Source organism: Actinocorallia herbida (genome assembly GCF_003751225.1).
In the GTDB taxonomy this organism is placed as follows: Bacteria; Actinomycetota; Actinomycetes; order Streptosporangiales; family Streptosporangiaceae; genus Actinocorallia; species Actinocorallia herbida.
Map to the genome: position 1 here is coordinate 3,132,397 of NZ_RJKE01000001.1, position 22,391 is coordinate 3,154,787.

The 22,391-nt window shown below is 72.6% G+C and carries 25 protein-coding genes; 16 read left to right on the top strand and 9 right to left on the bottom strand.

The window, feature by feature from the left end; translation table 11 throughout:
* The first annotated feature begins 124 nt into the window (after nucleotides 1-124).
* The 9 genes from EDD29_RS14590 to EDD29_RS14625 all read left to right on the top strand — a co-directional run bounded on the left by EDD29_RS14590 (nucleotide 125) and on the right by EDD29_RS14625 (nucleotide 8,411).
* The gene (locus EDD29_RS14590) at nucleotides 125-1,243 is read left to right on the top strand and encodes a sensor histidine kinase (RefSeq protein WP_123664927.1); all 1,119 of its coding nucleotides are present in this window, start codon (nucleotides 125-127) and stop codon (nucleotides 1,241-1,243) included.
* A gap of 11 nt (nucleotides 1,244-1,254) precedes the next feature.
* Nucleotides 1,255-1,872, top strand: coding sequence for a response regulator (locus EDD29_RS14595; RefSeq protein WP_123670479.1), 618 nt, complete (start codon nucleotides 1,255-1,257; stop codon nucleotides 1,870-1,872).
* A 47-nt stretch (nucleotides 1,873-1,919) separates the two neighbouring features.
* Nucleotides 1,920-2,357 (top strand): NUDIX domain-containing protein, encoded by a 438-nt coding sequence (locus tag EDD29_RS14600; RefSeq protein WP_123664928.1) that lies wholly within the window; start codon nucleotides 1,920-1,922, stop codon nucleotides 2,355-2,357.
* A gap of 100 nt (nucleotides 2,358-2,457) precedes the next feature.
* Complete coding sequence (locus EDD29_RS45445) at nucleotides 2,458-2,622, top strand: hypothetical protein (RefSeq protein ID WP_170201407.1); 165 nt, start codon at nucleotides 2,458-2,460, stop codon at nucleotides 2,620-2,622.
* 9 nt (nucleotides 2,623-2,631) lie between these two features.
* Nucleotides 2,632-2,844, top strand: coding sequence for a hypothetical protein (locus EDD29_RS14605; RefSeq protein WP_123664929.1), 213 nt, complete (start codon nucleotides 2,632-2,634; stop codon nucleotides 2,842-2,844).
* 371 nt (nucleotides 2,845-3,215) lie between these two features.
* Nucleotides 3,216-4,154, top strand: coding sequence for an alpha/beta fold hydrolase (locus EDD29_RS14610; protein WP_246052765.1), 939 nt, complete (start codon nucleotides 3,216-3,218; stop codon nucleotides 4,152-4,154).
* 195 nt (nucleotides 4,155-4,349) lie between these two features.
* Nucleotides 4,350-6,290 carry a BTAD domain-containing putative transcriptional regulator gene (locus EDD29_RS14615; protein WP_211359720.1) on the top strand — a complete coding sequence of 647 codons (1,941 nt, stop codon included), beginning with the start codon at nucleotides 4,350-4,352 and terminating at the stop codon, nucleotides 6,288-6,290.
* 102 nt (nucleotides 6,291-6,392) lie between these two features.
* A complete protein-coding gene (locus EDD29_RS14620) occupies nucleotides 6,393-7,049 on the top strand; it encodes a peroxiredoxin (protein WP_123664930.1) in 657 nt (218 codons plus the stop codon).
* A 219-nt stretch (nucleotides 7,050-7,268) separates the two neighbouring features.
* On the top strand, nucleotides 7,269-8,411 hold the full coding sequence (locus EDD29_RS14625; protein ID WP_123664931.1) for an NAD(P)/FAD-dependent oxidoreductase: 1,143 nt from the start codon (nucleotides 7,269-7,271) through the stop codon (nucleotides 8,409-8,411).
* A 341-nt stretch (nucleotides 8,412-8,752) separates the two neighbouring features.
* Here EDD29_RS14625 and EDD29_RS45450 read toward each other — a convergent pair whose 3' ends face one another.
* The 3 genes from EDD29_RS45450 to EDD29_RS14635 all read right to left on the bottom strand — a co-directional run bounded on the left by EDD29_RS45450 (nucleotide 8,753) and on the right by EDD29_RS14635 (nucleotide 10,545).
* Nucleotides 8,753-8,905, bottom strand: a complete 153-nt coding sequence (locus tag EDD29_RS45450) for a hypothetical protein (RefSeq protein ID WP_170201408.1) — start codon at nucleotides 8,903-8,905, stop codon at nucleotides 8,753-8,755.
* Nucleotides 8,906-8,988: 83 nt separating this feature from the next.
* Nucleotides 8,989-9,615 carry a PaaI family thioesterase gene (locus EDD29_RS14630; protein WP_148085961.1) on the bottom strand — a complete coding sequence of 209 codons (627 nt, stop codon included), beginning with the start codon at nucleotides 9,613-9,615 and terminating at the stop codon, nucleotides 8,989-8,991.
* Nucleotides 9,616-9,903: 288 nt separating this feature from the next.
* Complete coding sequence (locus EDD29_RS14635) at nucleotides 9,904-10,545, bottom strand: GntR family transcriptional regulator (RefSeq protein ID WP_211359721.1); 642 nt, start codon at nucleotides 10,543-10,545, stop codon at nucleotides 9,904-9,906.
* 114 nt (nucleotides 10,546-10,659) lie between these two features.
* Between EDD29_RS14635 and EDD29_RS14640 the strand changes: the two genes are divergently transcribed.
* The 6 genes from EDD29_RS14640 (at nucleotide 10,660) to EDD29_RS14665 (ending at nucleotide 15,947) form a co-directional block, all read left to right on the top strand.
* Entirely contained in the window at nucleotides 10,660-11,502 is an 843-nt protein-coding gene (locus EDD29_RS14640) for a sulfurtransferase (protein WP_211359722.1), read from the top strand.
* A 34-nt stretch (nucleotides 11,503-11,536) separates the two neighbouring features.
* Nucleotides 11,537-12,370 (top strand): hydroxyethylthiazole kinase, encoded by an 834-nt coding sequence (gene thiM, locus EDD29_RS14645; protein ID WP_123664935.1) that lies wholly within the window; start codon nucleotides 11,537-11,539, stop codon nucleotides 12,368-12,370.
* Nucleotides 12,367-13,476: an LLM class flavin-dependent oxidoreductase gene (locus tag EDD29_RS14650; RefSeq protein ID WP_123664936.1), complete on the top strand. Its 1,110-nt coding sequence runs from the start codon at nucleotides 12,367-12,369 to the stop codon at nucleotides 13,474-13,476. Before thiM ends, EDD29_RS14650 begins: the two co-directional genes overlap by 4 nt.
* A gap of 25 nt (nucleotides 13,477-13,501) precedes the next feature.
* On the top strand, nucleotides 13,502-14,299 hold the full coding sequence (locus tag EDD29_RS14655; protein ID WP_123664937.1) for a hypothetical protein: 798 nt from the start codon (nucleotides 13,502-13,504) through the stop codon (nucleotides 14,297-14,299).
* A 101-nt stretch (nucleotides 14,300-14,400) separates the two neighbouring features.
* Entirely contained in the window at nucleotides 14,401-15,069 is a 669-nt protein-coding gene (locus EDD29_RS14660) for a formylglycine-generating enzyme family protein (RefSeq protein WP_123664938.1), read from the top strand.
* A gap of 89 nt (nucleotides 15,070-15,158) precedes the next feature.
* Entirely contained in the window at nucleotides 15,159-15,947 is a 789-nt protein-coding gene (locus tag EDD29_RS14665) for a thioesterase family protein (RefSeq protein WP_123664939.1), read from the top strand.
* A gap of 27 nt (nucleotides 15,948-15,974) precedes the next feature.
* Here EDD29_RS14665 and EDD29_RS14670 read toward each other — a convergent pair whose 3' ends face one another.
* The 6 genes from EDD29_RS14670 to EDD29_RS14695 are packed head-to-tail and all read right to left on the bottom strand — an operon-like array spanning nucleotide 15,975 to nucleotide 21,341.
* Nucleotides 15,975-16,616, bottom strand: coding sequence for a maltokinase N-terminal cap-like domain-containing protein (locus tag EDD29_RS14670; RefSeq protein ID WP_123664940.1), 642 nt, complete (start codon nucleotides 16,614-16,616; stop codon nucleotides 15,975-15,977).
* A 24-nt stretch (nucleotides 16,617-16,640) separates the two neighbouring features.
* Nucleotides 16,641-17,378: a TetR/AcrR family transcriptional regulator gene (locus EDD29_RS14675; protein ID WP_123664941.1), complete on the bottom strand. Its 738-nt coding sequence runs from the start codon at nucleotides 17,376-17,378 to the stop codon at nucleotides 16,641-16,643.
* A gap of 34 nt (nucleotides 17,379-17,412) precedes the next feature.
* Nucleotides 17,413-18,303: an SDR family NAD(P)-dependent oxidoreductase gene (locus tag EDD29_RS14680; RefSeq protein WP_123664942.1), complete on the bottom strand. Its 891-nt coding sequence runs from the start codon at nucleotides 18,301-18,303 to the stop codon at nucleotides 17,413-17,415.
* A complete protein-coding gene (locus EDD29_RS14685) occupies nucleotides 18,300-19,511 on the bottom strand; it encodes an amidohydrolase family protein (RefSeq protein ID WP_123664943.1) in 1,212 nt (403 codons plus the stop codon). Before EDD29_RS14685 ends, EDD29_RS14680 begins: the two co-directional genes overlap by 4 nt.
* A gap of 10 nt (nucleotides 19,512-19,521) precedes the next feature.
* Nucleotides 19,522-20,274 carry an acetoacetate decarboxylase family protein gene (locus EDD29_RS14690; protein WP_123664944.1) on the bottom strand — a complete coding sequence of 251 codons (753 nt, stop codon included), beginning with the start codon at nucleotides 20,272-20,274 and terminating at the stop codon, nucleotides 19,522-19,524.
* Nucleotides 20,271-21,341, bottom strand: a complete 1,071-nt coding sequence (locus tag EDD29_RS14695; RefSeq protein ID WP_246052767.1) for a Rieske 2Fe-2S domain-containing protein — start codon at nucleotides 21,339-21,341, stop codon at nucleotides 20,271-20,273. Before EDD29_RS14695 ends, EDD29_RS14690 begins: the two co-directional genes overlap by 4 nt.
* A gap of 417 nt (nucleotides 21,342-21,758) precedes the next feature.
* Here EDD29_RS14695 and EDD29_RS14700 point away from each other — a divergent pair, with 417 nt between their 5' ends.
* Nucleotides 21,759-22,358, top strand: a complete 600-nt coding sequence (locus EDD29_RS14700; RefSeq protein WP_123664946.1) for a TetR/AcrR family transcriptional regulator — start codon at nucleotides 21,759-21,761, stop codon at nucleotides 22,356-22,358.
* The last annotated feature ends 33 nt before the right edge of the window (nucleotides 22,359-22,391 follow it).

The following is a 22,391-nucleotide window of genomic DNA, read 5'->3' on the forward strand; positions in this document are numbered from 1 at the left end:
TTCGCCCGGACGCCTCCCGATCCGTCGGGGAAAAGGCCGATCCGAAAACGCCGGTAGGTGGAGGTCGATATCGGCCGTAAGGTGGATGCGCCGACGTCCCGGATCTGGTCGGCTACGGAAGGTGATGATGGGTGAATCGGACAAGAGGCTGACGGCGGCCGTCAGCGCGGGCTTCTACCTGCTGCTCCTCGCCTCAGTGCTGCGCATGATCACCCGGCACGGGGCGGTCGAGTACACGGTCCTGCCGCTGACCCTCTCCGCGGTCCTCGCCGTCCTGTACGGCGCGGGCGTCCTGTGCTGGGAGGCGCTCGGCCGCCACCGCGTCCGGTGGCTGCTCGCGCTCGTCGGCTGCTGGCTGGCGCTCACCGAGATCGCGCCGAGCTTCAGCTGGTGTGCGATCCCGCTCTTCTTCGTCAGCCTGCGGGTGCTGCCGCACCGGTTCACCGCGGTCGTGGTGCTCGTCCTCACCGTGGCGGTGATCTCGGTGCAGATCCAGGTCGCCGACAGATTCGACCCCAGCCTCGTCCTCGCGCCGATCGGCGTCGCGGCGATGACGTCGACGGTGTTCGTGGTGCTCGAGCGGCTGATCGACGATCTCACCCGGACCCGCGGGGAACTCGCCACGGCCCAGCGCGCGGCGGGCGTCCTGGCCGAGCGTGAAAGGCTCGCCAGGGAGATCCACGACAGCCTGGCCCAGGGCCTGACCAGCATGGGCATGCTGCTCCAGGCCGCCGACCGGGCCTTCGACCACGATCCGGCACGGGCGCGGGCCCTCGCCGCCCAGGCCGCCGGCACCGCCTCGGCGAGCCTGGAGGACGCCCGCCGGTTCCTGCGCGGCCTCAACGCGCCGGAGGGAAGCCTGCCCGACGCCCTGCGCGCGCTGGCGGGCCGCGGCCTCGCCCCCGTCGAGGTGCGGACGGAAGGCGCCGAGTACGACCTGCCACCCGATCAGCGGGAGGCGCTGCTGCGGGTCGCGCAGGGCGCGCTCGCCAACGCCGCCGAGCACGCGACCGCCGAACGGGTCGTGATCACCCTGTCCTACCTCGACGACACCGTCACGCTCGACGTCTACGACGACGGCTCGGGCTTCGACCGGACCTCCGTCACGAGCGCCCCCGGCCGCGGCTTCGGGCTGCGCGCCATGCGGGACAGGCTCGACGCCGTCGCCGGGACCCTGACCGTCGAGACCGCTCCAGGCGAGGGCACCACGATCGCCGCGACGGTGCCCCGGAGGACGCCGTGACCGTCCGAGTGATGATCGTCGACGATCACGCGGTCGTCCGGGCCGGGCTGCGGGCGCTCCTGGCCGGGGAGGACGACCTCGAACTCGTCGCCGAGGCGTCCGACGGGGAGGAGGCCGTCCGGCGCGCCGCCCTCGACGCGCCCGACGTCGTCCTCATGGACCTCCGGCTCGACGGCGGCATCGACGGCGTCGAGGCCACCCGGCGCGTCCTCGCCCTGCCCGCCCCACCGCACGTCCTCGTCCTCACCACCTACGACTCCGACGCCGACCTCGCCCGCGCGATCGACGCCGGCGCCACCGGCTACCTCCTCAAGGCGGGCCCGCCCGACGAGCTCTTCGCCGGCGTCCGCGCCGCCGCCCGAGGCGAGACCGCGCTGTCTCCCAAGGTCGCCGGCAAGCTCATGAACCGCGTCCGCCGCCCGTCCGTCTCCCTCACCCCCCGCGAGATAGAGATCCTCACCCTCCTCGCCGAAGGCCGCACCAACCGCGACCTGGCCCGCCACCTCTACATCAGCGAAGCCACCGTCAAGACCCACCTCCTCCACATCTACGCCAAACTCGGCGTCGACTCCCGCACCGCCGCCGTCACCACCGCCGCCGACCGCCGCCTCATCCGCCTGACGGACTGACCGGCGGGTCGGCGGACACGGCCGCCGCGTCCGGGCATCCTCGAGGCATGGACGACGACGCGGAAGAGGCCAGGGGAGCCGGGGCGCTCGTGGTGAACGACGCGGGCGAGTACCTGCTGCACCTTCGGGACGACATTCCGGGCATCTGTGATCCGGGTGCCTGGTCGCTCATCGGCGGGAACCGCGATTCCGGGGAGACCTCCGAGGAGACGATCCGCCGAGAACTGAAGGAAGAGGCCGGGCTGGACCTGCCGGATCTCGTGCGGTTCACCGTCGCGGAGAGCGTGGGGCACGACGGTCTCGCGAAGGGGCGCGTCCAGGTGTTCCGCGCGGTGTGGAACGGCGACGCGGCGGCCCTGCCCGTCGGAGAGGGCATCATGTTCCACTGGTTCGCCCCGGACGTCGTGCCGCGGTTGCGGATGAGCGGGTGGGCGCGCGCGGCGATCGCGCGGGACCAGGGGCGGGAACCCGATGAGGGGGGCTGACGCGCGGGTTCGGGAAACCGCCGGAGGGGGCTGATACCTCGGGGGAGCGGACGGTTCTCGGCGGGATGCCGGGAGCACCCGACGTGGTGAGGGGGAGGACATGGCGCTGGGGTGGAAGGTGGTCTTCGACGCTGCGGAGCCGTACCGGCCGGCGGTGTTCCGGGCGGGGGCGCCGGAGCACGTGGTGGAGGACAACAGCGCGCTGATCGAGCGGCTGCCGTCGGTGGGGGGATCGACGGGAAGGCTTGGCCGCCATGTCGCCTAAACTGCCGTGATGAGCCCCGCCCGAGACCCTGAGCCCTCCGAATACCAGTTGCCGCACGGCGTGAATCTCGTCTGTGTGGTCTGCGCGCACGAGCTCTTCGAGCGGGACACCCGCAAGCTCAACTCCACGGGCATGGAGTTCATGAACCTCGCCTGGGCCAACCGGAACGCCACCCTCCTCATCTGCGCCCGCTGCCGCCACATCCACTGGTTCGACGCCTGACGCCCCGGCCGACCCGCGTCCGCCGGCGGCCGGGCCGAGGCCGGGGGCTCGGGTACTCGCGCCGTGCGGCGATGACGCATCCCGCCGTCCCCGTGCGGGCTGAGCCCGGCCACCGGACCTGACGGTCCGCACCCTCGGCTCCGCGAAGCCCGGTCGGTTGAGCGGCACATGTATGCGGCCCGTCCTGGGGATGCCGATTGCGGGGAGGAATCGGCGGCGCTCGGTGACCGCTCCGGGGCGCGGGCCCCGTACGGCCATACGGTCGGGACTTCGGCCGACGTTCAGCGGGGGGCGCTGTGGCGGGCATCGGGCGGGGCGACGAGCCCGTGGAGGAGACGCGGCCCGGGGGTGGACGCCGTCGGCGCCGCGCGTTGAGGATCACGGCGGGTGCCGTCGCCGGAGCGGTCGTCGCGGTGGCCTTCGCGCTGCGCGCACCGTCGCCGGTCGGGCACTGGAACAGCGCCGAGGGCCGCGCGGACTTCCTGGCCGCCTATGACCGGGCGATGGCCGCGATGCCGCGTCCCGCGGCGACGCTCGATGTGCCGACCGATTTCGGATTCGTCCGGGTCTATCGGTACGCGGGTGCCGCGGGCCGGGCGGAACCGCTCGTGCTGCTGCCGGGCAGGGCCTCGGCGTCACCGGTCTGGGCGGACAACATGCCGTCCCTGCTCCGGATCGGCGACGTTTACACGCTCGACCTGCTCGGCGAGCCGGGCCGGAGCGTCCAGGACGCGCCGATCACCTCCGCGGCCGACCAGGCGGCCTGGCTGGACCAGGTGCTCGAGCGACTGCCGGAGCACGCCTTTCACGTCGTAGGGCTGTCGATCGGCGGATGGGCCGCGGTGCACCTCGCGCTCCGCGCGCCCCGGCGCGTCGCCACCCTGACGCTCATCGACCCGGTCTACACGTTCTCCGACATCCCGTTCGCTACGGCGCTCCGCGCGATCCCGGCCGCCGTCCCCTGGCTGCCCAAGTCCTGGCGCGACTCCTTCACCTCCTACACCGCAGGCGGCGCCGCCGTCACCGACGTGCCCGTCGCCGCGATGATCGAATCCGGCATGCGCAACCACACCCGGCGTCTCCCGCAGCCCGCCCTCCTCCCCGAGAAGGATCTGCGCCGCCTCACCATGCCGGTCCTGGCGATCCTCGCCGGCGACTCGGTGATGCACGACCCCGCCACCTCCCGCACCGTCGCCGAACGCGCCCTCCCGCACGCCACCGTCAAGCTCTACCCGCACGCCTCCCACGCCCTCAACGGCGAGCACCCCGCCGAACTGGCCACCGACCTCACCACCTTCCTCATTCCCTGACCCCGCCCACCGGCCACGTCGTCCCGTTATTTGCCGAAACAGGGTGATTGGACGATTCTGGGTGGTTCGGCGGTTCGTGGACGAGACTCGGGTCGTGGGTGGTTATGTCATTATTTTGATCATCAGGGAGAGATCGGGCTCGGGGGTTTGGTGACGCATTTTCGGATCGGCCTGTTCGGTGGGTTTCGGGTGGAGGTGGACGGGCGTGCCGTCCCGCCTGAGGCGTGGTCGCAGCGGAAGCCCGCGGCGCTGGTCAAGCTGCTGGCGCTGGCACCGGGGCACCGGCTGCGCCGGGAGCAGGTGATGGACGCGCTGTGGCCGGAGCTCGACCAGCGCGCGGCGGGGGCGAATCTCCGCAAGGCATTGCATTCTGCACGTCGCAGTCTGCACGCCGACAAAGGCGCAGATATAATCTTGTCTGCGGGGGATCTGCTTTGTTTGCCTTCCTCGGGCCTTTCGGTGGACGTCGCCGAGTACTGGTCGCTCATGGCCGCCGCCCGCAAGACCCGGGAGGCCGACTCCTACGCCGCGGCGCTCGAGATCTACCGGGACGGGCTGCTTCCCGAGGACGTCTACGAGGACTGGGCCGCCGCGCCGCGCGATGAGCTCCGGCTCGACTGGATGGCCGCCGCCGAGGAGTTCGCCGGGCTGCTGGAGGCCCGCGGTGATCTCAACGGCGCGGCGCGGGCGGTGCAGCGCATCGTCGCGGCGGACCCGCTGCGCGAGACCGCGCACGTCTGGCTGATGCGGCTGTACGCACTCGCCGGACGCCGCGACGAGGCCCGCCGCCAGTACGCGCGGCTGGAAGAGGTGCTCGACACCGAGCTCGGCGTCGAGCCGAGCCCGGAGACCCAGCGGCAGCACGCGGAGATCAGCAGCGCCGAGACCGCCGAACCCGACCTGACGACGGAGCTGTGGGAACGCGTCGGCGACCTCCGTGTGCAGTCGGGCGACCCGGACGGGGCGGTGAAGGCGTTCGACCAGGCGCTCACCACCGCCGCCGACGACGCCACGGCCGGGCGCATCCACCGCAAGTCCGCGAGCGCGTGGCTGATGCGGCACCGGCCCGACGCGGCCGAGCCGCACCTCACGGCCGCCGAGGGCCGCGCACCGGACCCCGCCGAGCGCGGACGGCTCCTCTGCCTGCGCGCGAACCTCGCCTGGGAGCGCGGTGACTTCACCGCGGCCCGCGGTCTCGCCGAGCAGGCCCACGACATCGCCCGCGCCGAAGACGACCCGAGCGACGTCGCCGCCGCCCTGGAGGCGCTCGCGTTCATCTCGCACGTCCAGGGGGACTGGCGGCCCGGCCTGCACGCCCAGATCGAAGGGCTCGCCGGCGTGGCCCTCGGCGTCCGCGTCGCGAGGTTCTGCGACTTCAACCACTGCCTCGCGCAGTACCAGCTGCACGGCGACGACTTCGCCGACAGCGTCGAGGAGTACGCCAGGGAGACGCTCGCCGTCGCCGAGCGGACCGACGCCGTCCCCGCGCAGGCGTTCGCCTGGTGCCTGCTCGGCGAGTCGCTCCTGCTGCGCGCCGTCTGGGACGAAGCGGACGCCTGCCTCGAACGGAGCTGCGAGCTGTACACGCCGCTGGGCAGCCGCTCGGTCGCGCTCCCGTGGCTGCGCCGCGCGGAACTCGCGGCCTGCACGGGCGCGCACGCCGACGCCTCGGCCTACCTGCGGCGCGCGACCTCGATCGCGATGGTCACCCCGATGGCCAGGCACGCGTGGGCGCGGCTGCACGCCACCGCCGCGCTGGCGGCCATGGAGCGCGGCGCGCCGGAGGACGCCATCCGCGCGGTCCGCGCCACCCAGAAGGCGGCAGCCCGTTACGGCGACTGCCCCACGTGCAGCGCGCTCCTCAATCCCGTCGGCGCGCAGGCCTTCGCCCTGGTCGGCGACCGGGAGGGCGCGCACGCCCTCGCCCTGTCCGCGGCCCAGTTCGCCGAGTCCTTCCCCAGCTCGGCGTGGAGTGCGATGGCCGAGGCGACCTCCGCGAGCGCCGCCGTCACCGACGGAGACCTCGACGCGGCCCGCGCGCGGTTCCAGGCCGCGGCGGTCCTCTACGAGAAGGCGGACCACCCGTTCTGGGCGGCCCGTTCCCTCGCGCAGCGGGACACGGTCGGCGCCGGATAGCCCGAGGGAACGCTCAGGGAACGCGGAGTCCGTAGGTTCTTCTTCAACAGGGCGGTCCGGCCCCATACGGGGGCCGGACGCCTTGACGAGACGGAGAATCTCATGAGCCTCACCATCGGCGACACCGCCCCCGACTTCGTCGCGGCCACCACCGACGGCGCGATCTCGTTCCACGAGTGGATCGGCGACTCCTGGGCGGTGCTGTTCTCGCACCCCAAGGACTTCACCCCGATCTGCACCACCGAACTCGGCTACATGGCGAAGGTCAAGCCCGAGTTCGACCGGCGCGGCGTGAAGATCATGGCGCTGTCCGTCGACCCCGTCGACAAGCACGCCGCGTGGGCCGCCGACATCGAGGAGACCCAGGGCACCGCCCCGAACTACCCGATGATCGGCGACGCCGACTTCACCGTCTCCAAGGCCTACGGCATGCTCGGCGCCGACGTCAGCGGCGACCCCGCCGACCGCACCGCCGCCGACAACCAGACGGTACGCGGCGTCTTCGTCATCGGCCCGGACAAGAAGATCAAGCTGATCATGCTCTACCCGATGACCACGGGCCGCAATTTCGACGAGATCCTCCGCGTCATCGACTCGCTCCAGCTCACCGCCAAGCACAAGGTCGCCACCCCGGTGAACTGGCAGCAGGGCGAGGACGTCGTCATCGCCGGCTCGGTCTCCAACGACCAGGCCAAGGACATCTTCGGCACCTGGGCCGAGCCCAAGCCCTACATCCGCATCGTCCCCCAGCCGAAGTAGCCCCGCGCCTTCCCCGACCGCCCGCCCGCCCGCCGTCCCGGCGGGCCGGTGGGCCGGGAGGGGCCGCGTACGGTCCGGCCCGGCGTCGCGGGCCCGCCCAGAGCGATGGGCTTCGTTCTTCGGGTACCGGCGACCGGCGGGGGCCGGGGGAGCAGAGCCGACCGCGGTCGCCGGGCAAGGGCCGCGGTCTTTTCCGTGAGAGACAGGTGGAGGGACAGGATGCGAGTTCTCGTGCTGGGCGCCGGCTTCGGCGGCCTCGAGTTGACGGCGCGGCTCTCGGAGGAGCTGGGGGACACCGCCGACATCGTGCTCATCGACAAGGCCGAAGGATTCGTCTTCGGCTTCTCGAAGCTCGATGTGATGTTCGGCCGCACTTCCGCCGAGGAGGTGCGGCACGCGTACGCCGACGTGGTCAAGCCGGGCGTGCGCTTCATACGGACCACGATCCGGGTGATCGACCCGGAGCGGGTGCGGGTCGAGACGGACGCGGGCCCGTTCGAGGCCGACGTGATGGTGGTCGCGCTCGGCGCCGACCTCGACCCGTCGGCGACGCCCGGCCTCGTGGAGGCGGGCCACGAGTTCTACACGGTGCCCGGTGCGTTCGCGCTCCGCGACGTCCTGGCCTCTTTCGGGGGCGGCCGGGTCGTCGTGGGCGTGACCTCCACCCCGTTCAAGTGCCCGCCCGCCCCGAGCGAGACCGCGCTGATGCTGCACGACTTCCTCACGGCGCGTGGATTGCGCGAGACGTCGGAGATCGCGCTCGTCATGCCGCTCGGCACCCCGATCCCGCCCTCCCCGGCCGCTTCGGCGGCCCTGCTCACGGCCTTCGCGGAACGAGGCATCTCCTGGCACCCCGAACGCCTGGTCCGCGCCCTCGACCCGGACCGCAAGGTCGCCGTCCTGGCCGACGGCGCGGAGCTGCCGTTCGACCTGTTCCTCGGCGTCCCCGTCCACCGGGCCCCCGACGTCGTCCTGGCCTCCGGGATGTGCGAGGACGGCTGGATCCCGGTCGACCCCCGCACCCTGGAGACCCGCTACCCGAACGTCTACGCCGTAGGCGACGTCACCAGCGTCGGCACCCCCAAGGCGGGCGTCTTCGCCGAAGGCCAAGCCGGAGTCGTCGCCGCCCGGCTCATCGCCCGCGCCCGCAGCGGCGCAGACTCCGCGACGTACAACGGCACAGGCACCTGCTATCTGGAGTTCGGCGCCGACCGAGTCGCCCGTGTGGAAGTGACCTTCCTCCCCGGACACCCCCCGAACGGCACCTTCGACCCCCCCGACCGCACCACCGCCCACGACAAATCCTCCTTCGGCACCACCCGAGTCCACCGCTGGTTCGACCGCCCCTGGACCCCCCACTGACCCGCACCTCCACGAACCCCACCGCCCCGCGCACCGCCTACGGAACAGCCCGGGACTCCGCTGACCCCCGCCCCCCACGAACCCACCACGCATCGCTCACGGCTCGGCCCGAGGGCTCCTCGATCTGTGCGCGGGACCCACCTCGCGCATTGCTCACGGCTCGGCCCGAGGGCTCCCCGATTCGTGCGGGACCCACCCCGCAAGGCGAGTGCTGCCGACCGTGCCGCTACCGTCGGCCCGGCTTTCGGCCGGGAAGGGTGTCGGCACCGGCGCCATCATCTGGAACCCGATCACCTGGCGGTTCGGCCTCCCCCTCCTCGTCCCACGTCCTCATCAGCGAATCAGGCCCCCGAGGCGACCGCCTGGCCGCGGGGCTCGTCGTAAGAGCCGACGAGGTGCCGTCGGACGGTCGCCACCGGCTCCAGCACCGAGTCGGCCCCGCTACTCGAGCCGGGCGAGCCCGTCGTGTTCGCCAGACCTCCGTGCTGAGACATCGGGTTCGCGAGTCCTCCGCGCTTGCGGCGTCGGGGTCGCGGACCCGACGGGGCCGACGGCGAGCGGTGTGGCCGGGGGAGGGTCAGCGTTGGCCGGGGTTGAGTTGGACGGAGAGGCCCTCGAATTCGGAGCAGAGGGTGGTGTCGTGGAGGAGGCGGCCGTGGGCGAAGCGCTTGCGGCCTTCCTCGCGGGTGTAGTCGAGCTCGAAGTGGAGTTCGGTCTCGATGGGGGTGATGGCGCGGAACGAGGTGTTGAGGTAGGCGGTGCGCGAGGGCGGGCGGGTGCCGGAGGAGTTGGCCAGGTGGCCGAGGAGGGCGTCGAACAGCAGGGTGATGGCGCCGCCGTGGACGGCGGAGGCACGGCCCAGGTAGTGGCGGCCGAAGGTGACCCGGCCCCGGAGGGACGTGGCGTCGCAGTGGTCCACGGCGTAGACCGGGACGAAGGTCTGGCCCTGACCCGGGGCGTCGAGGTGCCCGACCACCTGGAGGGACTCGGGGACCCGGTGCGCGGCGAGTTGCGCCGAGATCCGCTCGAACTGGCCCCGCATCTCGGCGGCGAGCGTCGGCGGCACGTCGGCCGCGATCAGCCGGTCGTTCAGCACCCGCAGCGCCTCGATCATCGGCGCGAAGTCCGGGCCGCCGTGATCCGCGGGCCAGATGACGCCCCAGCTCTCGGGCGCGGAGGGGTGCGGCATGGTCTGTTCGCTCATAGCCCGCATTGATATCTGATCGGTCAGGGATCACCGACCGCCGGGTCGCCCCCAGGACGTCCGTTCGCGCGGGGGCGGAGGGCATCCCGAGTGCCCTACCGGGGTCCGGTCTCCCGTCAAGCCGGAGCAGCCTTCGACCGAAGCGCAAGATCCTTCGCCATGTGCCCATTTCGTCCCCCCGATGCGTTCCCCGGCGTCATCGCCGATGAACCCATGTCATCGCGGCTGGACGGACCCTCGCCTCCCTCGCGCGAGTGATCTTGCGGGCGGGAGATCTCGCGTCAGGGCTCAGTTCTCTTCGGCGATGGACTGGATCCGGAGGTCGAGGCTGCGCTGGAGGTGGCCGCGCATCTCGGCGCGGGCGGTCTCGGCGTCGCGGGCCCGCAGGGCGGCCATGATCTGCTCGTGCTCGGCGTTGAGGAGGTCGGGGTCGCCATAGGAGGCGGGCGGTCCGCTGTCGTAGATCCGCAGCCGGGTGGTGAGCCGCTCCAGCAGTGAGGTGATCGTCACATTGTGCGCGGCCTGCCACAGGGCTTCGTGGAAGCGGAAGTGCCCGGCCCGGCCGGTGGCGTCGTCCGGTGCGGTGCGGCACAGGTCGTGTTGCCTGGCCAGCCGGGCCAGGTCGAGATCGGTGCGGCGCAGTGCCGCGGCCCCGGCGGCCTCGGCCTCCAGGGCGATCCGGGCCTCGTAGATCTCCACGACGTCCTCGGGCCGCCCCGATCGGACCCGGTACCCGCGGACGGCCCGCTCGATCAGCCCGTCGTGCTCCAGCAGGCCGAGCGCTTCGCGGATCGGCGCCCGAGACGTCCCGTAGCGGGCGCTGAGCGACGTCTCCAGCAGCGGGGAGTCGCGCGGGAACGCGCCGTCCAGGATGTCCTGGCGGAGCTGCCAGTAGTGGGTGAGTCGGTCGGGGTGCGGCGTCTCGGTCAAGCGGGCCTCCGGGAGGGTTCGGGTAATCCTACCAACTGTGTAGTCTTATGGAGGCATGTGTCGACACGCGTCGACATGGTTCGACACACTCAGACACAAGGGGGAGTTTCCGGAGTGCAGGCGTTGATCTCCGCGGCCGAGCTGGCCGCCACCACCGACGCCCTCGTCCTCGACGTGACCGTGCAGCTGGCCGCGCCCGAGTTCGACGGCGACTACCGGTCGGAGTCCGGCCGGGGCCTCTGGCTCGACCGGCACATCCCCGGTTCGGCGCACGTGGACCTGCGGACGGTCTTCGCCGACCCGGCCGCGTCCTACCACTTCGGAAAGCCCTCCCCCGCCCAGGTGGCCGCCGAACTCGCCGCTCTCGGCGCCGTCCCGGGCACCCCCGTCGTCCTGTACGACGCGGGATCCATGCAGTGGGCCTCGCGCGCGTGGTGGACGCTCAGGGACGCGGGATTCGACGCCCGCATCCTGGACGGCGGCCTCCCCGCCTGGCAGGGCCCCTTCGCCTCGGGCGAGGAGCCCGCCCGTTCCGCCGGGCACCTGCCCGACCCGGGCGAGAGCCGCGGCCTGTGGGCGGACCGCGCGGAGGTCGAGGCGATCAGCCTCGGCAAGGTCCCCGACGAGCTCGTGTGCGCGCTGGGCCCCGAATACCTCGCCGGCACAGTCCCCACCCGCTACACCCGCCGCGGCCACATCCCCGGCAGCCTGAGCCTCCCCGCCAAGAGCCTCATCGGCCCCGAAGGCACCGTGCTCTCCGGCGAGGCGCTCTCCTCGGCGCTACGGCCCGTCGAGGGACGGCTGGACGAGCCCATCGTCGTCTACTGCGGCGGCGGCGTCTCGGCCTGTCTCACCGCCCTCGGCCTCGTCCTCGGCGGGTACAGCGATGTGCGCGTCTACGACGGCTCCCTCGACGAGTGGAGCGCCGACCCGTCTCTGCCTCTCGTCTTCTCTTGATCCCCCCGACCTCCCCTACCGAAGGGAACCTTCCATGACCTCCACCGCCGCCGTGACGCCCTCCGCCGAGACCTCGGCCGTCGCGCTCGAGCGCCTGCGCGAGACCGTCCCGCTCGTCCAGTCGCTCACCAACATCGTGTCGGCCAACTACCTGACCAACGTGCTCCTCGCGGCGGGCGCCACCAACGCCGTCATCGACAACCCGCACGAGGCCGCGTTCTTCGCCGGGATCGCCGGGGGCGTCCTGGTCAACCTCGGCACCCCGACCGACTTCCAGGCCGCGGCCTTCGAAGAAGCCGCGCGGACCGCGCACGAGAAGGGCACCCCGTGGGTGCTCGACCCGGTCGGCGTCGGCGGCCTGCCCTGGCGCACCAAGCTCGCCGCCGAGCTGCTGACGCACCGGCCCACCGCGATCCGCGGCAACGGCTCGGAGATCGCCGCGGTCGCCGGGCTCGGCGGCGAGGGCCGCGGGGTCGACAGCGCCGCCGACGCGGCCGACGCGGTCCCCGCCGCGCTGGCCCTCCTGGACGTCGCCGGGGCGGTCTCGGCCTCCGGCCCGGTGGACTACGTCGTCGGACGGGTCGGGGACGCCCCGCAGACCGTCCGGGTCCTCGGCGGGAGCGACCTCCTGCCGCGGGTGACCGCCACCGGCTGCTCGCTCGGCGCGCTCTCGGCGGCCTACCTGGCCGTCGCCGACCCCTTCACCGGCCTGGTCGCCGCGCACGCGCACTTCGCCGTGGCGTCCGAGCTCGCCGCCCAGAACTCCGCGGGCCCCGGCACCTTCGCCCCGGCCTTCCTCGACGCGCTCGCCTCGGTCACGCCGGACGACCTGCGGCGCAGCGCCCGCATCGAACGGGTGATCGCATGACCGTCAAGACCTTCTGGTACCTCAGCGCCGCGGACGGCGAGTACCCGTGGAGCCCGGACGGCCTCTACGAGTTCGACCCAGCGCGCTATGTCGGCCTGGCGAAGGCCATCGACCAGGGCGGCTTCGAAGGCGCACTGGTCGCCACCTGGCCGAACGACCCGTTCGTCTCGGCCTCCATGGCGGCCCTGCACACCACGTCGATGAAGTTCCTGGTCGCGGTGTACGCCCGGATGATCCCCGCGCGGCTCCTCGCCGAGAAGGCCCTGACGTTCGACGCGTTCAGCAACGGTCGCCTGCTCATCAACTCGGTCAACGGGCGCGACAACATCCTCACCAAGTACGGGATGGAGACCGAGCACGACGAGCGGTACGAGCTCGGCCGCTCCTACTGGGAGGACTTCCGCCGCCTGTACGGGGAGGGCGCGGACTCCAACTTCCCCAACACCCCGCTGCGGATGGAGCCGACGGCCACGGACGGCGTGCCGGTGTGGGGCGCGGGCGACTCCGAGGCCGGTCTGGCGAACTCCGGTCAGGTCCTCGACGCCTACCTGACGATGATGCGGCACCCCGACTTCCTCGCAGAGAAGTTCGCGACGGCCCGGGCGTCGGCCGAGGCCGCGGGCCGCGAGCTCACGGACTACGGCGCCCTCGCCGGGGTGATCGTCCGCCCGACCGAGGCCGAGGCGCTGGACCGCCTCGCGTCGCTCTTCGAGCGGACCGGCATCGAGCGGATGACCGAGGTGCTCGACCAGGCGGTCCGCCGCCGCACCCACGGCGCACAGGACCTGAAGACCTTCACCGCGCGCGACCCGCTCCGCCAGAAGTGGGTCGACACCCTGCTCGCCGGGCAGCTCCCGCACCCTCGCGACCTGAAGATCGGCGACAACCTCTACGCGGGCATCACCGCCTGGTCCCCGCTGGACATCTTCAGCACGGGCTCGTCCGCCGTCTATCTCGTGGGCACCCCGGACGGCCTGACCGGCACCGTCGCCGATCTCCGCGCCCGCACGGGCCTGACCGCTCTCATCCTCGGCGGCTGGCCCCTCACCGAGGAGGCCGCGCAGGTGGCCGAGCACCTCATCCCGAGGTTCAGCGCCCTGCCGTAGCACCCGGCGCGGTTACTCTGACCGCGTGCACATTCTCGACGATCCGGATGTCCCGCACCGGGTCCGGGCGCTGCTCGCCGGGGCCCGCAGGTATCCGGCGATGCCCGCCGACCGGATCAGGGAGACCGGGCGCGCGAAGGCCGCGGACGGGTCCGTCGGGCCCGCGCCGGCCGAGGCGGTCGTGGCGATGATCCGCTTCGAGGAGAGGTACGGGGGACTGGCCTACCCCCTGCTCAACTCGAACGGCATCGAATACGGGCTGGAGTGGGACGCGACGGTCCACGCCGACGGTGACGGCTGGTCCTTCCCGGGGATCTCGGACGGCGACTGGACGTGGCCGCTCGACGTGCTGATCGACGGGCGCACGACGATGACCCTCCAGGGGCGTCGCAGGGTCGTCAACCGGGACGTGGCCCAGCGGATCGAGGCGCACGCGCTCCTGGCGAGCGTCCGCCGCCTGCCGCACGCGACCTTCCGGGTCAGGACCGCGCCTGAGGTGGCGCCGGTCCTCGCCGAGGCGTTCCTCCCGCCCCGCGACGACGCCGCTACGGGCCCCGCCGACCTGTGGTGGTCCGACGGGGACACCGCCGTCCATCTCAGCCTTCACGGCTGGTGGTACGGCGACGACGACTGGACCGCCAACTGCTTCACCCGGACCGCCGCCGACCTCCCGGCGGCGGTCGAGTCCTGGAAGCGAGCGACGGCGGGAGCCGACGCGTCCGACGCAGACTGGTGCACCCTGTGCAGCCGCCGCCTGAACTCCGCCGAGCCCTGCCCCGACCCGCCGCAGCAGCCGATCCGATTCCCCGGCTCTCCGGGCTGACGGGCGCCGCACCGCGCTCTCGCCGTGTGCGAGCCCCGGCCGAGCCGGCGGAACCGCGCCGGGACGCCGCTCGCGGCCGGACCGGCTAGGCTCGTTCGATCATGGAATCGTCGGTGCGGGTCGAGATGATCTCCGTTCCGTCGGGGCGGGTGTCCCTGTCGGATCGGCGGACGGAGCGCGGTTGGTCGGTCGAGTTCGGGCCCTATGCGCTCGGGGTCGTCCCGGTCACGCAGGAGCAGTACGAGCGGGTCACCGGGGTGCGGCCGAGTACCGCGAGGGGGGATCGCCTGCCCGTCGAGGGCGTCTCCTGGTGGGACGCGGTCCGGTTCTGCAACGCGCTGTCCGAGCGTGAAGGGCTCGCGCTCGCCTATCGCATGGACGGCGACAACGTCTCGTGGGATGCGGGAGCCGACGGGTACCGGTTGCCGACCGAGGCAGAGTGGGAGTACGCCTGCCGCGCGGGATCGGAGGGGCCGCGCTACGGGCCGCTCGACGAGATCGCGTGGCACCGGGGCAACTCGGGGGAGCGCGTCCATGAGGTGGGCGGCAGGCTCGCCAATGCCTGGGGCTTCCACGACATGCTCGGCAACGTCTGGGACTGGTGCTGGGACCTGTACGACCCGGAGGTCTACGGCGCCTACCGGGTGCTCCGCGGTGGCGGATGGTTCGACGAGCACTGGAGCTGCCGCGCGTCGGCCCGCCGCCGCAGCCACCCGACCTTTCGCATCGACGACGTGGGCTTCCGCCTCGCCCGCTCCCTCGCCCCCTGATCTGTGGCCCACGCGGAGGTGCGCTGTTGAGCCGAAGGCCGTCGACGGGCTACATTAAGTTTGATTTTCAAACTTATGAGGGAGTCGGCATGGGTCTCGACGCGTCGTTCGATCTGCTGCGGGTGCCGAGCGGGGAGGCGGTCGTACCGCCGAGGGAGTTGTGGGGTTTCGGCGGGCTGCACGGAGGCCTGGCGCTCGGGCTGCTGGCGGAGGGGATGCGGGAGCACGCGGCGGGCGGCGCGCTGCGGTCGGCGACCGCGCGGTTCCACCGGTCGCTCTCCGACGCGTTCCAGGTGCGGACGTCGCTCGACCGCGCCGGGCGGACCCTCACCGAGGCGTCCGCACAGGCCGTAGGCGAGCGGGGAGTCCTCGTCGACGCGTCGGCGGTCTTCGCCCACGCGCGCGAGGAGGCATGGCCGCCTTTCGCACCGGCGATGCCCGCGGTGCCGCGCCCGGAGGAATGCGAGGTCTTCGAGATCCCGCCGGAGTTCGTGCCCGTCGGCCGGTACAGCGAGATCAGGGCCGTCGGGTCGAACCGGCCCTACGCGGGCGGCACCGAGCCCGCGCTGACGGCGTGGATCAGGCCGGCGGGCAGGGACACCCCGCCCGACGCCGCGCTCTTCCTCTTCCTCATGGACGCGCTGGCCCCGTCCTACGCCGCGGTGCTCGACACGCTCCTGTTCGTTCCCACGGTCGAATTGTCCGTCCGGATCGGCCCCGCCCTCGACGCCATGACCACGCCCTGGGTCCTGCTGCACGCCAGGACGCACTCGGCGAGCCCTGGCGGCTGGATCGACGAGCACATCGACGCCTGGTCCGAGGACGGCGCCCACCTCGGTTCGGCCCGCCAGCTCCGCCTCGCCCTCCCCGCCCGGTAGCCCGGGCGCGGGACCCGGGCGGGCGTTCTAGGCGACGGTTCGCACGGTGGCGAACAGGCCGCGGGAGCGGGTGCCGTCGGGCCCCCGCCAGGGGCCGGAGACGTGGCCGGCCGTGCCCGGCGGGAGGACGGGGACGCCGTCCGGCGCGGGGCGCAGAACCCGGTGCAGGTGGAGCGTGGCACCAGAACGTCCAGACAAGTCGGTGCCTTCCGGGGTGTCGGTCGCGGCCGTGAAGCCGGCGAGGTCCGCGCCGGGGAGGCAGGACCGGGTGACGTCCCGGTCGGGGACATCGCTGGTGTCCTGGTCCTGGGCCTCGACGCGGCCTTCGATCAGCGCGAGCAGCTGGGCGACCATGACCGGGTCGTGGGCTCCGTCGTAGGCCCAGCGCCGGCCCAGCACCCCGTGTTCCATGACGCCCACGAGGGCGTGTTCCGCGCCCGTGAGCGGCGCGCCGCGGTAGGTGAGCGGCACGAGGTAGGCGGCGGTCGGGTCGGCGGCGATCAGGAACTCGATGCCGACCTCGCCGTCCGGGTCGTCCAGCCGGAAGCCGCCCGCCTTGGCGAGGTCCGGCGCGCCCGCGCCGCCCGCGTACCACGGACGCGAGGGCAGCCAGGAGGTGAGCAGTTCGAGCTTGGACGGCTTGAGGGTGGTGCGGTGGATGACGGCCATGCCGATCATCCTTTCACCGGGCGGCTAAGCCACGGGGCGCTGGGCTTCGAGGAGGGCGACGGTCTCGGCGGGGTCCTCGCCGCGGCGAAGGGCGAGGCCGAGGAGGACCGTGGTGATGTGGTCGTGGAAGGGGGGCGGGGCGTCCAGGGCGCCGGTGGAGGCCAGCGCGGAGAGGTGGGGGAGGGGGCGGCCGTCGGCGATGAGGCGCCGGACGTCGCGGGTGAGGTCGCGGCCCGCGGAGGCCGCGGCGTCGGCTCGGATGCGGGCGACCGCGGCGCCCAGGGCGCACTCGGAGACGAGGTCGTAGGCGTGCAGGGCTTCGGCGGGGGTGAAGCCCTGGCGAACGCACAGGTCGAGGGCCGCGTCGATGTTGTCGGCCATCGCCTCGACGCTGATGGCGCCGTCGATGTACTGCTTGAGCAGACCGGGATCGGCGACGAAGGCCCGCTGGATGTAGGTCGCCCACTCGTGGAACCAGACGGCCCAGTGCTGCCCGTGGTCGGCGGGCAGGGTGAGCCGGTGCGCGGTCTGCTCGGCGGCGAGGGCGAACAGGTCGTCGCGTCCCGCGACGTAGTGGTAGAGGCTGGAGACGGTCACGCCGAGGCGTTCGGCGACCGAGCGCATGGTGAGGTCGGTCAGCGGGAGGGCGCCGGCCGCGGCCGCGATGGCGGCCCGGTCGATGCGCGGCGGCCGGCCCTTGCGGGTCGAGGCCCGCGCCGGGGCCGCCCGGTCCGCGGGGCCGGGCGGCTGGCGTTCGCTCACGGTGCTCCGAAGGTAGCGGGACGGGGTCCGGTCGTCAGGATCCCAGACCCGCCTCCAAGGTGGGGTGCCGCCCCTCCGCGAGCCGGTCGGCACGGGCGTGCAGCCTCCCGACCTCCGCGCCGAGATCGTCGGCGACGCAGTAGACGCCCTTGAGGACGCCTTCGAGGAGTTCGGCGGCGAGTTCGTCGAGCGGCTTCAGCTGGAGTTCCGCGCCGCGCTCGGCCATGAGCGCCTGGAACTCCTTGACGGTCATGCCGGGCCGCGCGCGGGGCCGCTCTCTGGCGAGGTCGGCCGGGCGGTTGCGGTCGGCGGTCCACAGGCCGGTGTCCAGGACGCCGCCGCCCGGAAGGAACAGCGAGACGCCGATCGGCGCCGCCTCGGCCTCGAGCTGGGCGGCGAGGCACTCGGTGAGCGTCGCCACGGCGGCCTTGCTCGCCGCGTACACCGACGCGTCCGGCAGCGGGTTCACCGCCCCGTCGGACGACGCGGTGTTGACGACGTGCCCGGGCTCACCGCTCGCCAGCATCCGCGGCACGAACGCCTGGACGCCGTGGGCGACCCCGAACACGTTGACGGAGTGGACCCAGCGCCAGTCGTTGGGCGTCGTCTCCCAGGGCCTGGCCGACGGGGCGCCCACGCCGGCGTTGTTCACCAGCACGTGGACCGCCCCGTGGCTCGCGAACACCCCTTCGGCGAGCGCCTCGACGGACGCGGGGTCGGTGACGTCGCATCGCACCCCGACGACGTCGTGCCCTTGCGCGACGAGTTCGGCGACCGTCGCGGTGAGCGCGGCCTCCTCGACGTCGGAGAGGACGACCCGGGCCCGCTCCGCAGCGAACGCCTCGCCCAGCGCGCGGCCGATGCCGGAAGCGCCCCCGGTGACGACGACGGTCCGGCCCGCGTAGCCGGTGAGATGGGCGGTCATCGTTCGGACCCGTGGATGTCGGCGACGGTCGGCCCGACCCGGTCGACGTGCGGGGCCAGCGCGTCGAGGTCGAAGCCGTACACCTCCGCGGCGGTGAGCCCGAGGATCTGCCGCACGTCCTCCTGCGGGACGCGCCCGAACCGCTCGGCCAGCCACGGCCGCGTGTTCGGCCAGGTGCCTTCGGGGTGCGGATAGTCGCTGCCCCACATGAGGTTCCCGACGCCGATCTCGTGCCGCCGGTCGACCTCGACGTCGCCCATGACGGACGCGGCCATGAAGCAGTTCCGGCGGAAGTAGTCGCCGGGTTTCATGGTCAGGCCGGCGCGGAAGGCGGCCGGGCCGAACTTGCGGGTCGCGTGGTGGCCCTCCCACTTGCTGTCCATCCGGCTGACGATGTCCGGCGTCCACCAGGCGCCGTTCTCGGCGACGACGTACTTGAGCGCGGGGTGCCGTTCGAAGACGCCGCCGAGGATGAGCGCCCACAGCGGCCGCGCGGCCCACCAGTAGGCCTCCGTCGCGTAGATGGCGATGAGGCCGGGCGTGTAGCCGTAGTCATCCGGGTCGGGTCCTACGCCGGAGTGGGTGTGCACCGGAAGGCCGGTCGCGGAGGCGGCCGCCCAGACGGGGTCGTAGACGGGGTCGTTGTACGACGGCAGGGCTCCCCACTTGGTGGGGATCATGATGCCGCCGCGCAGCCCGTGGTCGGCCGACCACTCGATCATCTTCACCGCGGCGGCGACGTCGTGCAGGGGCACGATCGCGACACCCGCGCGGCGCTCGGGGCTGTCCTGGCAGAACTCGGCGATCCACCGGTTGTGCGCCCAGGCTCCGGCGAGGGTCATCTCGGCGTCGTCGTCACCGGTGGAGCCGAGGCCCGCGGCGAACGGGGTCTTGGCGACGCCGCCGACGCCCGCGGAGTCGGCGTCGGGGAAGACGACCTCGGCGGCGACCCCGTCGTGGTCCATCTCCTTGGTGCGGACGGCGGGGTCGTAGGCGCCCTTCATGCCGCCGTGGTGGCCGATCTCGGCGTTCCACTCGGCGAGGAAACTGCGGTGCTCGTCGTTCTCGGCGAGCTGCCGCATCGCCTCGGCCTCCTCCTGGGCAGCGTCGAACGCCTCGCGGTACTCGGCGTCGATGTAGTCGCGGTAGCCCTCGGCGGGCAGGCCCGCGTGGGAGTCGGTGGAGATGAGGACATAGCTATCGCTCATGAGGTGTCCTTCACTGGTACCGGATCGGGGCGAACGGGGCGAACGCCACGGGGTCGAGGGGGCCGACCACCTTCGGCGTGTTCGCGCTGGACCTGAGCTGCCACGTCAGGGAGACGAGTTCGCGGACGGGAAGGTCGACGACCGGGCAGCCGGGCAGCTCCCGCAGGACGAGATCGCCCTCGACGCGCTCGATCGCGTGCGGCGTCCGGGTCTGCTCGACGACGATCAGCAGCGGATCCCCGTCGAAGCCGGCCCCGGAGACCGATGGCGAGAACTTGATCCAGAACTGCCGGGCCGGATAGGGCGCCGGAGTCGGGAGTTCCCCGGTGACCCGTCCGGACATCTCGAGGAAGGCGACGCCCTGCCGGGTGACCGTGCCCGCGACGTCGGCGCCGTTCCGGGTGAGCGTGAGGTCCGCGAGCTTCTTCGGCTCGCCGAACCGCTCCCGGCTGATCGCGATCGCCGGTTCCAGGTCGATCGGGATGAGCAGCGGGTACTCGCCGGGCTCCCCGTCCAGCTCGGCCTCGACCGCGAAGTAGCCGACGAGCTCCTTGTGCCGGTGGGTCCCGAAGCCGAGGTCGATGTCGGTGATCCGGACGTGGACCCGGGGTTCGGCGGGCGGCTTCAGCGGGGGCGGCAGGACCTCGGCTAGGGCCGCGGGGTCCGTGAGGTAGACGGCCTCCAGGGAGGGCAGCGGGGGCAGCCCGTCCGTCAGGCTCGCGGTCGGCTCGCTCGGGGGCTGGACCCAGCGGGTCAGGCTCATCGCGTCTCCTGCTCTGCGTCGACCGGCCGAGCGTCGACCGGCTTCGAATAGAACTGCGCGGACCAGCGGCGGTGCTCGCTGATGTCCTTCTCCATGGGCCGCAGCACGGGCGGGTCGCGATAGACCTTGTTCTCCCAGATCGGGATGTCCTGGCTCAGCCCGGTGCAGAACATCTCGGCGGCCTGCTCGGCCGCGTCCTCCCCGCTGCCGCGCGGTGCGGTGAAGATCCATCTGACGTGCACGGTGTCCTCGTCCAGCGGGGTCGTGCTCGACAGGAACGTGGTCAGGCCCCGCACCCGAAGAACGCCGAGGCCGAGCCCGAACCCTTCGCGGACGAACGCCCCGCCTTGCCCGACGGCCCGCTTGTAGGCGCCGTCCACGTGGAACTCCTCCTCCGGGACGGCGTCGGTGCCGTGTACGAACTTGAAGTGCGCCCGGTCCACGTTGTTCTCCGCCATCTCCTGGCAGCAGGTGGCGAGCTGGAACTCGCGGACGGCGATCGGCAGCCAGTCCGGATCGTGGAACTCCGGCACCTCGGGCACGTCGTAGAACGGCGCGCCGCCTTCGAGGTGGTGCCAGGCCCAGATCATGTGGTTCCGCTCGAGCGTCGGATACGCCCGCATGGCGGCGCGCTGGGGGATGTGGTCGACGTCGTCGTAAGGCACCTCGACGCACTCGCCGGTGGCACCGTGGAACTTCCAGCCGTGGAACGGGCAGCGGATGCACGAGTCCTCGACCTGCCCGCCGACGGCGAGATGCGCGCCGAGGTGGGAGCAGTGCGCGTCGAGGAGCCGCGCCGCGCCGTCCAGCCCGCGGAACAGGACGAGTTCGCGCCCGAAGCAGTACAGCGGCACCACGTCGCCGGGCGCGAGATCGGCCGACGCGGCGACGATGAACCAGCCGTTCGGGACGGGAAAGGGGAAGCGGCCGCGGGACTCCTTGAGCACCCGCGGCCTGCGCTCGGGCTCGAACAGCAGGCGCGGATCCCCCGGCATGGGCAGGCCGGGGAGGTTGCGCGGCGGTGGCGGTTCCGGAGGGGAGAGGAGTTCGGTTGGCGGGGTGGTCACCTGCGACCTCATTTCCGAATGATTTTTTGAAATCGCTTCGAAAATACATCGCCGGACGCGCCCGTCAAGGGCCCAACTTTCGGCGTGAGGACTCAGCCCCAGGTGGCGAGCGCGTCCTCGGTGCGGACCACCTCGGCGATCGGCTTGATCGTGTCCCCGACGACCATCTCGGCATGCATGGCCCTTCGGCGGGGTGGGGCGTTCGTGCGTTCCCTCTTTCGTGGTGCGGCCGGGGGCGGACGGGCGGCGACACGGGCCGCCCGCCCCGCACCTCCACCGGCATGAGCGGCATCTTACGTATATATGGCATGAATTATTAAGATGACATGACGTGTCAACTTCTCCCGCGGAAGATCGGAGGGGGCGGGGGCGACGTGCCAGAATGGGCCGTCCGTCGCCGCGAGAGAGGCCGTCAGGGTGACCGCGAACCGGGAGGCAGCCCGGCCGACGCTGCGCGAGCGGCGCAGGGCCGAGCTCCAGCACGTGATCGGCGTGCGTGCCGCCGAGCTGTTCCAGCGGCAGGGTCTCCAGGCGACCACCGTCGAGGAGATCGCGGAGGCCGCGGGCATCTCCCTGCGGACGTTCTACCGGCACTGCGCCGTCAAGGACGACGCCCTGACCCCGCTGCTCGCCCAGGGCGTCCACGACATGGTCGCGCTGCTGGCGGCCCGTCCCGTCGGCGAGCCCCTGGCCGTGTCCGCGCGGGCCGCGCTGGTGGAGTCCATCGCGCCCACCGGGGAGGGCAGCCGGAACATCGCCCGCGTCATGCTCGGCGAACCGTCGCTCAAGGCGCGCTGGCTCGCGGCCGGCAGGCAGGCCCAGGACCTCCTCGCCCCCGTCCTCCGCGACAGGCTCGGCCCCGGGACCGGGGAGCTCCGGGCCGCGGTGACGGCCGGGTTCCTCATCAACGTCGCCACCACGGCCCTCGAGCACTGGGCGCTCCACGACGACGCGGGCCCGCTCGAGGCCGTCGTCGAGGAGGCCTTCGACGGTATCGCCGACCGCACCGGCCTCTGACGGCCCGCCCGGTGCGCTTCCGGAGATTCCGGG

Bases quoted from the DNA above. Each gene is read 5' to 3' on its own strand.
- EDD29_RS14590 (WP_123664927.1), top strand. From the start codon at position 125: ATGATGGGTGAATCGGACAAGAGGCTGACGGCGGCCGTCAGCGCGGGC.
- EDD29_RS14595 (WP_123670479.1), top strand. From the start codon at position 1,255: ATGATCGTCGACGATCACGCGGTCGTCCGGGCCGGGCTGCGGGCGCTC.
- EDD29_RS14600 (WP_123664928.1), top strand. From the start codon at position 1,920: ATGGACGACGACGCGGAAGAGGCCAGGGGAGCCGGGGCGCTCGTGGTG.
- EDD29_RS45445 (WP_170201407.1), top strand. From the start codon at position 2,458: ATGGCGCTGGGGTGGAAGGTGGTCTTCGACGCTGCGGAGCCGTACCGG.
- EDD29_RS14605 (WP_123664929.1), top strand. From the start codon at position 2,632: ATGAGCCCCGCCCGAGACCCTGAGCCCTCCGAATACCAGTTGCCGCAC.
- EDD29_RS14620 (WP_123664930.1), top strand. From the start codon at position 6,393: ATGAGCCTCACCATCGGCGACACCGCCCCCGACTTCGTCGCGGCCACC.
- EDD29_RS14625 (WP_123664931.1), top strand. From the start codon at position 7,269: ATGCGAGTTCTCGTGCTGGGCGCCGGCTTCGGCGGCCTCGAGTTGACG.
- EDD29_RS45450 (WP_170201408.1), bottom strand. From the start codon at position 8,905: ATGTCTCAGCACGGAGGTCTGGCGAACACGACGGGCTCGCCCGGCTCG.
- EDD29_RS14630 (WP_148085961.1), bottom strand. From the start codon at position 9,615: ATGAGCGAACAGACCATGCCGCACCCCTCCGCGCCCGAGAGCTGGGGC.
- thiM (WP_123664935.1), top strand. From the start codon at position 11,537: ATGACCTCCACCGCCGCCGTGACGCCCTCCGCCGAGACCTCGGCCGTC.
- EDD29_RS14650 (WP_123664936.1), top strand. From the start codon at position 12,367: ATGACCGTCAAGACCTTCTGGTACCTCAGCGCCGCGGACGGCGAGTAC.
- EDD29_RS14660 (WP_123664938.1), top strand. From the start codon at position 14,401: ATGGAATCGTCGGTGCGGGTCGAGATGATCTCCGTTCCGTCGGGGCGG.
- EDD29_RS14665 (WP_123664939.1), top strand. From the start codon at position 15,159: ATGGGTCTCGACGCGTCGTTCGATCTGCTGCGGGTGCCGAGCGGGGAG.
- EDD29_RS14670 (WP_123664940.1), bottom strand. From the start codon at position 16,616: ATGGCCGTCATCCACCGCACCACCCTCAAGCCGTCCAAGCTCGAACTG.
- EDD29_RS14680 (WP_123664942.1), bottom strand. From the start codon at position 18,303: ATGACCGCCCATCTCACCGGCTACGCGGGCCGGACCGTCGTCGTCACC.
- EDD29_RS14685 (WP_123664943.1), bottom strand. From the start codon at position 19,511: ATGAGCGATAGCTATGTCCTCATCTCCACCGACTCCCACGCGGGCCTG.
- EDD29_RS14690 (WP_123664944.1), bottom strand. From the start codon at position 20,274: ATGAGCCTGACCCGCTGGGTCCAGCCCCCGAGCGAGCCGACCGCGAGC.